This is a genomic window from Flavobacterium aureirubrum (assembly GCF_038739835.1).
Taxonomy (GTDB): Bacteria; Bacteroidota; Bacteroidia; order Flavobacteriales; family Flavobacteriaceae; genus Flavobacterium; species Flavobacterium aureirubrum.
In genome coordinates, this window is the sequence record NZ_JBCGDO010000175.1 from 1 (window position 1) to 251 (window position 251).

At 45.4% G+C, this 251-nt stretch carries 1 pseudogene; it reads right to left on the minus strand.

The features are described 5' to 3' along the window. Positions 1 to 251, minus strand: a pseudogene (locus WFZ85_RS16400) (group II intron reverse transcriptase/maturase); the annotation flags it as partial.

Sequence of the window (251 nt, forward strand, 5' to 3'; positions counted from 1 at the left end):
TTCGCAAAGAGATGGGTTGAGTTGGATGTGTAATTCGGTTAAGGAAACATAACCTCTTTTCTTCAAGCGTTGCAAAGTAATGGTTGTGCCTAGAATAGGACTTTGTGCAATTGCCCAACCCCCTTTTCGAGTTCTGCTCCATGCGTAGGCATGGTCTTGGTCGACACCCAATCGTATAAGATTTTTTCTCTTTCGCTCGGGTTTCTTCCAATGGTGCCAAATGCAGTAGCGAAGTCGGTTTCTTAGCCAGC